Below are 287 nucleotides of genomic sequence, written 5' to 3' on the forward strand. Positions count from 1 at the left end.
TTGGTACTTGTCATTGACTAGCAAGTCTACACCATCAGCCCTTGTTCTCACTCGTCAAAACTTGACAGTTGAAGAAGGAACAGACTTTGACAAGGTTGCAAAAGGGGCTTATGTTGTCTATGAAGCAGCAGGCTTTGATACAATCCTTCTTGCATCTGGTTCAGAAGTGAACTTGGCTGTCAAAGCTGCCAAAGAATTAGAAGCAGCAGGCACTAAGGTTCGTGTGGTTTCTGTGCCATCAACTGAACTCTTCGATGCACAAGACGCAGCTTACAAGGAAGAAATCC

1 protein-coding gene is annotated in these 287 nt (G+C 44.6%); it reads left to right on the forward strand.

The features are described from left to right. Positions 1-287, forward strand: a 287-nt coding sequence (locus C1G53_RS11155) for a transketolase-like TK C-terminal-containing protein (RefSeq protein ID WP_330847482.1), incomplete at both ends; no start/stop codon positions are given.

It is taken from the genome of Streptococcus suis (assembly GCF_002960445.1).
GTDB lineage: Bacteria > Bacillota > Bacilli > Lactobacillales > Streptococcaceae > Streptococcus > Streptococcus hyiners.